Source organism: Flavobacterium sp., assembly GCF_043778725.1.
Classification (GTDB): Bacteria; Bacteroidota; Bacteroidia; order Flavobacteriales; family Flavobacteriaceae; genus Flavobacterium.
Map to the genome: position 1 here is coordinate 1 of NZ_JAYWFT010000162.1, position 8043 is coordinate 8043.

General features: G+C 30.7%; 10 protein-coding genes. 3 read left to right on the forward strand and 7 right to left on the reverse strand.

The genetic code is table 11. The annotated features are described in order from the left end of the window. Positions 1 to 184: 184 nt before the first annotated feature. Complete coding sequence (locus tag ACH2CG_RS14895; RefSeq protein ID WP_395066595.1) at positions 185 to 1324, forward strand: sterol desaturase family protein; 1140 nt, start codon at positions 185 to 187, stop codon at positions 1322 to 1324. Between the two features lie 75 nt (positions 1325 to 1399). On the opposite strand, the gene ACH2CG_RS14900 is transcribed toward ACH2CG_RS14895, so the two are convergent. The 7 genes from ACH2CG_RS14900 to ACH2CG_RS14930 form a co-directional block, all read right to left on the reverse strand. Continuing rightward, the gene (locus ACH2CG_RS14900) at positions 1400 to 1897 is read right to left on the reverse strand and encodes a CAP domain-containing protein (RefSeq protein WP_395066597.1); all 498 of its coding nucleotides are present in this window, start codon (positions 1895 to 1897) and stop codon (positions 1400 to 1402) included. Between the two features lie 215 nt (positions 1898 to 2112). Then, positions 2113 to 2757: a pyridoxamine 5'-phosphate oxidase gene (gene pdxH, locus ACH2CG_RS14905; RefSeq protein WP_395066599.1), complete on the reverse strand. Its 645-nt coding sequence runs from the start codon at positions 2755 to 2757 to the stop codon at positions 2113 to 2115. Positions 2758 to 2954: 197 nt separating this feature from the next. Continuing rightward, on the reverse strand, positions 2955 to 3863 hold the full coding sequence (locus ACH2CG_RS14910) for a ribonuclease Z (protein ID WP_395066601.1): 909 nt from the start codon (positions 3861 to 3863) through the stop codon (positions 2955 to 2957). 392 nt (positions 3864 to 4255) lie between these two features. Beyond that, entirely contained in the window at positions 4256 to 4588 is a 333-nt protein-coding gene (locus ACH2CG_RS14915; protein ID WP_395066603.1) for a ribonuclease Z, read from the reverse strand. A 47-nt stretch (positions 4589 to 4635) separates the two neighbouring features. Then, on the reverse strand, positions 4636 to 5565 hold the full coding sequence (locus ACH2CG_RS14920; protein ID WP_395066604.1) for an aspartate carbamoyltransferase catalytic subunit: 930 nt from the start codon (positions 5563 to 5565) through the stop codon (positions 4636 to 4638). Positions 5566 to 5645: 80 nt separating this feature from the next. Beyond that, positions 5646 to 6179, reverse strand: a complete 534-nt coding sequence (gene pyrR, locus ACH2CG_RS14925; protein ID WP_395066606.1) for a bifunctional pyr operon transcriptional regulator/uracil phosphoribosyltransferase PyrR — start codon at positions 6177 to 6179, stop codon at positions 5646 to 5648. Positions 6180 to 6296: 117 nt separating this feature from the next. Continuing rightward, positions 6297 to 6887, reverse strand: coding sequence for a glutathione peroxidase (locus ACH2CG_RS14930; RefSeq protein ID WP_395066608.1), 591 nt, complete (start codon positions 6885 to 6887; stop codon positions 6297 to 6299). A 168-nt stretch (positions 6888 to 7055) separates the two neighbouring features. Here ACH2CG_RS14930 and ACH2CG_RS14935 point away from each other — a divergent pair, with 168 nt between their 5' ends. Then, complete coding sequence (locus tag ACH2CG_RS14935; RefSeq protein ID WP_395066610.1) at positions 7056 to 7586, forward strand: RNA polymerase sigma factor; 531 nt, start codon at positions 7056 to 7058, stop codon at positions 7584 to 7586. Then, positions 7586 to 7909: a hypothetical protein gene (locus tag ACH2CG_RS14940; RefSeq protein ID WP_395066612.1), complete on the forward strand. Its 324-nt coding sequence runs from the start codon at positions 7586 to 7588 to the stop codon at positions 7907 to 7909. The genes ACH2CG_RS14935 and ACH2CG_RS14940 overlap by 1 nt, the downstream gene beginning before the upstream one ends. Positions 7910 to 8043: the final 134 nt, after the last annotated feature.

The window sequence follows — 8043 nt, forward strand, 5'->3', positions numbered from 1 at the left end:
AAGTGAATTTATTATTACGAAATTGTAGATTACCTTAATATACAATTGTTTAAACCCTTGGAAACACTCAACTTAGTTGGGTGTTTCTTTTTTTTATAATTAAATATTGCTAGTCTTAATATAACAGCAAAAAGAGAGAATTATAATGTGATCTTTTATATATTCGTAGACTTAAAAATAAATCATGGAAATTAAGGAAAATGTAAAATTTGGAGAAGGTAAAATAAGTGGCTATGTTTCTGTATTCTTAGGAGTTTCAGCTTTGTTAGGCGTAATTTGTTTTAAATATCCTGAATGGTTAACTACACCTGCTTTTAGAGACGTTTACACAGGAGAATCAATGAAAATGTTGTTGACTGGTTCTATACTAGCAGCAATGTTTTTTGCAATAATAAGTTTCATTGCTAGCAAAAATAAAAAATGGTCACTACTAGGTATTTTACTAATTGCAACAACAATAATTTTAGGCGGATTTGATGTAGATCCAAGAATGGTAGATAAAACTGGTTGGCATTTAGGACTAGATTGGTTGTTGCTAGATTTATTCTTAATGGCAGTAATTTTTATTCCAATAGAGATGGTTTTTCCTAAAAGAAAAAATCAAAGTACTTTTCATGAAGAATGGAGAACAGATTTAATGTATTTTACAATAAGTCATTTATTGATACAATTTTTTGGCACAATAACACAACAACCAGCAAAAGTTTTTTTTGGATGGATGGGACTTTCGGATGTTCATCAATTGGTACAAAGTTTACCTTTTCCTATTGAGTTAGTATTTGCTTTTTTTATAACCGATTTATTTCAATACTGGACACACCGATTTTTTCATACGCATCATTTTTTATGGAGATTTCATTCGGTTCACCATTCTACAGAGAACATGGATTGGTTGGCAGGATCAAGAACACATTTTGTAGATATTTTTGTCACTCGATCTATGGCTTTCATTCCTTTATATGTATTAGGTTTTTCTACAATTACTTTTAATGTATATGTTATTTTTATGGCAATTCATGCTGTACTGATTCATGCAAATACTAGAATAAATTTTGGTTTTCTAAAATATATTATTGCAACACCACAATACCACCATTGGCATCATTGTAAAGACCCAAAGCATTATGGTAAAAACTTTGCTACAATTTTTCCTTTTATAGACAAAGTGTTTGGAACGTACTATTTACCAAAAAATGAGTGGCCAAAAGATACTGGATTATTGGAAGCTAATTTCCCAAAAGGATATGCTAAACAAATGATTTATCCTTTTACTAAAAGTCCGTTTGATAAAAATCTAGATATGGAAGAATACTCAAATAGATAAGATAATTTAGTGAATAAAAAAACCATCTGCAGGAACAGATGGTTTTTATTCAAAATCAAACAAACTATAAATCAATTATTTTTTCATAAACATATTAGTGTAATATTTTTTTCCTGTTGAAGGATTTACAGTAATTGATACACCAAAATGTGTATAATCACCATCTAAATTTGCTTTGTGACCTGGACTGTTTAGCCATGCATATAAAGCTGCGTTCGGTGTTGAAAAATTATAGGCTATGTTCTCTCCTACTTTTACAGCTCCTAAAACTTGAATTATGTTGTTGGATCTTTCTTCAAAATAATCATGATTAACAACATTATTATCAATCATATATTCATTATGTTCTTCAGATTTATAGGAAATATGATTAACCATTTGTAAAGAATTTAGTCCATGACTAACTCTATATTCGTTAATTATCTGACCTAATTTAGCTTCATCTGTAGAATAGTCATAATTAGTTACAAGTTGTTGATCAATAACATCTTCTTCTTTAGAATTTGTTGAACAAGAGACCATAGTGAATACCAAGACCATTGGTACTAACAATTTTAGTAATTTTGTTTTCATAGTAGTAGGTTAAGTTTTAAAGATAGATGTGGGGCAAAAATCTTTTAATTATAAACTAGTTGAAGGTAGATGTGGGGCAAATATCTTCGGGTTATGTTATATTGTAAGAACGTGTTTCTGATTTCTTATACAATACTACTACTATACCGATAAACTAACAAATAAAATCGATGAAATACATCTTTTTTATTTTTTGTGGAGTTATTTTCTTACATTTAAGAGGACAATCTTTCTATTTTCCAGTTAAAGTCATCTTGAAGTTGATAACGTATTCTATCATGAAGTCGGTTAGGTCTTCCTTGCCAAAATTCGACTTCTTGAGGTCTAACTAAATATCCGCCCCAATTTAATGGTCTTGAAATTTCTTTGTCTTTAAATTCTTCTTCTAATTGTTTTAAATTATTTTCTAAGAATTCTCTGTTGGGTATTACTTCGCTTTGTGGCGATGCTATTGCTCCTAGCTTGCTTCCGTCTGGCCGTGAGCTGAAATAATTATCGGAAACTGTATCTAAAGTTTTCTCGGCTATTCCTTTTATTATTACTTGTCGCTCTAGGGTTGACCAGAAAAAGGAAAGACAAACATGTGGATTGTTGGCTATTGCTTTTCCTTTTTCGGAAGTGTAGTTGGTGTAGAAAATGAATCCTTCTTCGTTGAATTGTTTTAATAAAACTACTCTTGCTTTAGGAAATCCATCCAATCCTATTGTAGAAACTGTCATGGCATTTACTTCGTCTTGACCTCCAAAATCTTCGGTTTCGTAAAACCATTTATTGAATAGATTGATGGGATCTTCTGGGATATTTGATTCTAAGAGTTCGCTCTTTTGGTATGATTTTCTGTAATTGGATAAATCTTTCATGGTCTTTTGTTTTTCATAATTTATGAATTGTAAAGTTACTGAGTTTTTATTTTTTAATTGAATATAAATGTAAAAATGAAATGCTGTTTAGCCCTGATTGCAATGAAAATAAAAAATGTCCCAGTTGTTTTGGGACATTTTTTATTGTAATGGAAAGCAGGAATATGGATTGCAGATAAAAGACTGACCATTCGCTCCTACTCTATTTCAAATTCTTTTCCGTCATCGGCAAGAAGCACGTTGGAAAATATGGTTTGGGCTTCTTCTTTAAACAATTGTAGGTTGCCATAGCGCGTTGAATAATGACCAAGGATAAGGTTTTGCACATTTGCTTTTAGTGCTATTGTGGCTGCTTGCTTGGCTGTAGAATGCATGGTTCGCTCTGAAAGATGTGCTTCGCTTTCTAGAAAAGTGCTTTCGTGATAAAGATAATTGGCATTTTCAATTATGGGAATAATATTTTCGTTGTACATAGTATCGCTGCAATAGGCATAGCTTTTAGCTGGTTCTGGATTGAAACTTAATTGAGCATTGGGAATTATGGTTCCGTTATCGAGTGTAATGTCGCCACCAGATTTAATTTTGTTAAAATATACTTTATCGATATTGAAATTTTCTACTGCTTCGATATTGAGTTTACGTTCGGTATTTTTTTCTTCAAATAAAAATCCGTTGGTGTAAATGCGATGCTTTAATGGAATGGTTTTTACTCGTACTTTTTCGTCTTCATAAATTATTTCTGATTGGGTTGCTTCTAGTTCATGAAAATACAAATTATAGCCTGTGTAGGAACCCGAAAATTTTAATTGTAATAAGATTATTTCTTTAATTCCTTTGGGACCATAAACGTGCAGATCGTTTTCGCGATTGAGCAGCATAAAGGTTGAAATTAATCCTATCAACCCGTAAAAATGATCGCCATGAAGATGCGAAATAAAAATGTGACTTATCTTAGAAAACTTTACTTTGCTTTTGCGAAGTTGTACTTGTGTTCCTTCGGCACAATCTATTAGAAATACTTTATTTTTTATTTCTAATACTTGCGATGTTGGATTGGACAATGTGCGAGGAGTTGCGGCATAACAACCTAAGATGGTTAATTTCAACTTTTATCTTTTTTATTATTATAAATTGTTAAACCCATAGATATTATTAATAGCAGATTGGAACTCACACCAAAATAATTAAAATTTTTCTCATTAATACCGTTAATAAGGTTTAGAACCAAAAGAATAAGTGAGGCACTTAAAAGTAAATAGGCTAATTTAATATTGATCATAAAGTGTTATTCTGTTTTATCGTTTTCAATTTTTGCAAGTTTAACTACTTTAATAATGATGTATATTAAGAGTACCATATTTACTGATAATTTAATATAGTCAAATTCTTGTGTTTTAAGACTAGTGAATAACCTACTTGCAAATAGAAAAGTTAATATAAATAGTGCAACTACGTATATATAAAATATTGTTTTATTGTTTATTTTCATGTTGGTATATTAAAATCCTAAATCGCGTTCTATTTCTTCCATATCAATAATATCGTTTGCTTCTTGAAGTGTTGGCACAACAAGTAACTTTGTAGGAACTGCATTAAAATCTATAGCAGAAGCAACTACTATAAATGATTTTTTTCCTTTTTTATGATTTTTTGACAAATCTGCAAATAATTTAATATCCTTTAAAGTTGCATTAGTATCATAAGATACATCAAGGATTAAGTTTTGTGATTTATAACTGTTGTGTTGATTAGTTACTTTTTCAAGAAACGATTGAATATCGCCTTGAGTATCTTTAATTGTTGTGGTATGTCCTTTTTGTTCTACTTTCATTTTGATACAAATTATTTATACGATTGTGAGAATGATGTTTCTGTTATTTACTGCTTAATTTTGGATGCTAATAAATAAATAACTGCCATTCTAATAGCTACTCCGTTTTCAACTTGATCTAAAATTACTGATTGTCCAGAATCGGCTACATCCGATGTAATTTCTACACCTCTATTTATTGGTCCGGGATGCATAATTATAATTTCTTTGTTTAGTGAGTCAAGCAAAGCTTTGTCAACACCATATTGTTGTGCATATTCTCTGGTTGATGGAAAATAATTTACATCCATTCGTTCGTTTTGCACACGAAGCATGTTGGCAACATCACACCATTCTAACGCTTTTCTTAAATTAGATTCTACTTGAACACCTAAACTTTCTATATACTTTGGAATTAATGTTTTAGGTCCACATACTTTAACTTCGGCACCTTGCATTTGCAAAGCATAAATATTAGAAAGTGCCACACGTGAGTGCAATACATCACCAACAATAACTACTTTTTTCCCGGCAACTTCTCCTAGTCTTTCTCTTATTGAAAAACTATCTAATAAAGCTTGTGTTGGATGTTCGTGCGCACCATCACCTGCATTAACTATACTTGCTTTTACATTTTGTGAAAGAAAATAAGCTGCTCCAGGATTGGCATGTCGCATTACTACCATATCTACTTTCATTGATAAAATATTGTTTACTGTATCAATAAGTGTTTCTCCTTTTTTTACCGACGATTGTGCTGCAGAAAAACTAATAACATCTGCAGAAAGTCTTTTTTGTGCTAATTCAAAGGATAATTTGGTTCGTGTACTATTTTCAAAAAAGATGTTTGCTATAGTAATATCTCTAAGTGATGGTACTTTTTTAATTGGTCTATTGATGACTTCTTTAAAATGATCTGCGGTTTCAAATATCAAATCGATGTCTTCCTTGACAAGGTATTTTATGCCTAATAAATGGTTTACGCTTAATTCACCCATTTTTGTTTTATTGTTAGTTGTTTGTTGTTTGTTGTTTGTTGTTTTTAGCTTTAAAAATCAAAAATCGTTAGTCATCAATATTAAATAAGATATACGGCATCTTCACCATCATTTTCATGCCAGCAAACTTTGACTTTTTCGTTATTTATAGCATCAACTTGGCGACCTCTATAATCGGGCTGAATGGGCAAATGACGACTAAATCGTCTGTCTATTAAAGTTAAAAGTTCTATTTCTCTTGGTCGTCCAAAAGATTGAATTGCAGTTAATGCCGCATTAATACTTCTTCCTGTATATAAAACATCATCAATAAAAACTACTTTTTTATCTTCTACAAGAAAATCAATTTGGGTTTTATTGGCTTCCAATGGTTTTTCGCTTCTTCTAAAATCGTCTCTAAAAAAAGTGATGTCTAAAAATCCAAGTTGAATGTTTTTTACTTGATATTCTTCTTCAAGAATTTGTTTAATGCGTTGGGCAAGGAATTTTCCTCTTGGTTGTAATCCAATTAAAACAGTGCTCGAAAAATCAAGATGTTTTTCAATTAACTGACAGGCCAAACGATGTAGAATGATATTGACTTCTTTTGCTGTGAGCAATATTTTTTGACTCATAATGAAGTGATGTTTGGAGTGTAAAAGTAAATAAAATTATTTGAAGTTAAGAATTTGAAACCCATAAAAAAAACCCACTGTTAGTAACAATGAGTTTAATTTTATTTTTTTTCAAAATTATTTTGTTATCCAATCTACAACCGCAGCGTCAGTTGGTAGCACTCTTGGTGCAATAACTTTCTCTAATTCGCCATTTTCATTAATTAAATATTTTTGGAAATTCCACTCTACATCACTGTCTTGCAGGCCATTTTTAGATTTTTGAGTTAAAAATTTATAGACTTCACACATGTCGCTACCTTTTACAGAAACTTTACTCATCATAGGGAAAGAAACACCATAATTAAGCTGGCAAAATTCACCAATTTCTTTATCTGTTCCTGGTTCTTGCGATGCAAAATTGTTGGCAGGAAAACCAATTATTACAAAATTCTTATCCTTATACTTTTCGTAAATTGCTTCTAAATCTTTGTATTGAGGTGTCAATCCACATTTGGAAGCAGTATTAACCACTAAAATTTTCTTTCCTTTAAGAGTAGCAAAATCAAAATCGTTTCCGCTTAAATCTTTAACTTTAAATTGGTAAATGTTTTCTTTGTTCATTGTTTCTGTTTTTGCAATTAAGTCTGGTTTGGCAGCAGTTTGGGCTTCATTTTTACAGCTAAAAAGAGAAAAAATAGCCGCCAGTGCAATAAGTTTAGTTTTCATGTTTATATAATTTAATGTACTAAATTACGAAATAAAATCAAGAATAGTTTGTGCATCATTACATAAACAAATGTTAAATGTGGTTTTTTAACCAAACCAAGGTCTTAAAAACTACGTAAATTAATTTTACTCTAAACAATTTTTAATTATTTTTGAAAAAAAAAGCTTATGACACAAGAACAACTCATTCCGTTAATTTTACAAAAAGACGACAGAGCGTTTACTATTATGTATGATATGTATTCGAAAAGTCTATTTTCTGTAATTTCTAATTTGGTAAAAGAAACTGAAGAAGCTGAAGATGTACTTCAAGAAGTATTTGTAAAAATCTGGAAAAACATTGAATCTTACAATTCAACTAAAGGCAGACTTTACACTTGGATGCTAAATATTGCCCGAAACACCGCTATTGATAAATTGCGTTCTAAAGGATTTAACAACAGCCAAAAAAACCTTTCATCTGATAATTTCGTACATCTGTTGGATGACAGTAACAAGTTAGTCAATAGGATCGATACTATTGGAATTCAAGAATTCGTGAAGAAATTAAAACCAAAGTGTATACAACTAATTGAATTATTATTTTTTCAAGGATATACACAACAAGAAGCATCAGATGAACTTGAAATTCCGCTTGGCACTGTCAAAACACAAAATAGAAATTGCATCAATGATTTAAGAACTTATTTACAAGTATAATGACGACACAGGAAACTATAGAATCTGGAAATTTAGAACTTTACGTTTATGGATTACTTAACGAAAGTGAAACTAAAGAAATTAGCGAATTAGCAGATGCTAGTCCGGCTATGAAAAGTGAAATAATTTCAATTGAAAAAGCTATACTAAATTTATCAAGTAGTTTTTCTCCGAATATTTCGGCAGACAACTTTGAGAAAATTAAAGCTAAACTACAATTGAAACATGGAAAAGTAATTGACATGAAATCTAAATCAAATACCTCACAATATTTGAGATTAGAGAAAATCTTTGCCTTTCGTGTAGTGAATTCTGAATTCTAATCATTCTGATAGACTAAAGATATCTGCTTCTCAAATGTCAACGCACGTAAGTGTCTATTGATTTCTTTATTGAATCGTTCTACAATTGCATTCTCCTCCTTAGAGTATGCAAGAGTTAGGCACTGTTCAATGCC

Bases quoted from the DNA above. Each gene is read 5' to 3' on its own strand.
- ACH2CG_RS14895 (WP_395066595.1), top strand. From the start codon at position 185: ATGGAAATTAAGGAAAATGTAAAATTTGGAGAAGGTAAAATAAGTGGC.
- ACH2CG_RS14900 (WP_395066597.1), bottom strand. From the start codon at position 1,897: ATGAAAACAAAATTACTAAAATTGTTAGTACCAATGGTCTTGGTATTC.
- pdxH (WP_395066599.1), bottom strand. From the start codon at position 2,757: ATGAAAGATTTATCCAATTACAGAAAATCATACCAAAAGAGCGAACTC.
- ACH2CG_RS14915 (WP_395066603.1), bottom strand. From the start codon at position 4,588: ATGAAAGTAGAACAAAAAGGACATACCACAACAATTAAAGATACTCAA.
- ACH2CG_RS14920 (WP_395066604.1), bottom strand. From the start codon at position 5,565: ATGGGTGAATTAAGCGTAAACCATTTATTAGGCATAAAATACCTTGTC.
- pyrR (WP_395066606.1), bottom strand. From the start codon at position 6,179: ATGAGTCAAAAAATATTGCTCACAGCAAAAGAAGTCAATATCATTCTA.
- ACH2CG_RS14930 (WP_395066608.1), bottom strand. From the start codon at position 6,887: ATGAAAACTAAACTTATTGCACTGGCGGCTATTTTTTCTCTTTTTAGC.
- ACH2CG_RS14935 (WP_395066610.1), top strand. From the start codon at position 7,056: ATGACACAAGAACAACTCATTCCGTTAATTTTACAAAAAGACGACAGA.
- ACH2CG_RS14940 (WP_395066612.1), top strand. From the start codon at position 7,586: ATGACGACACAGGAAACTATAGAATCTGGAAATTTAGAACTTTACGTT.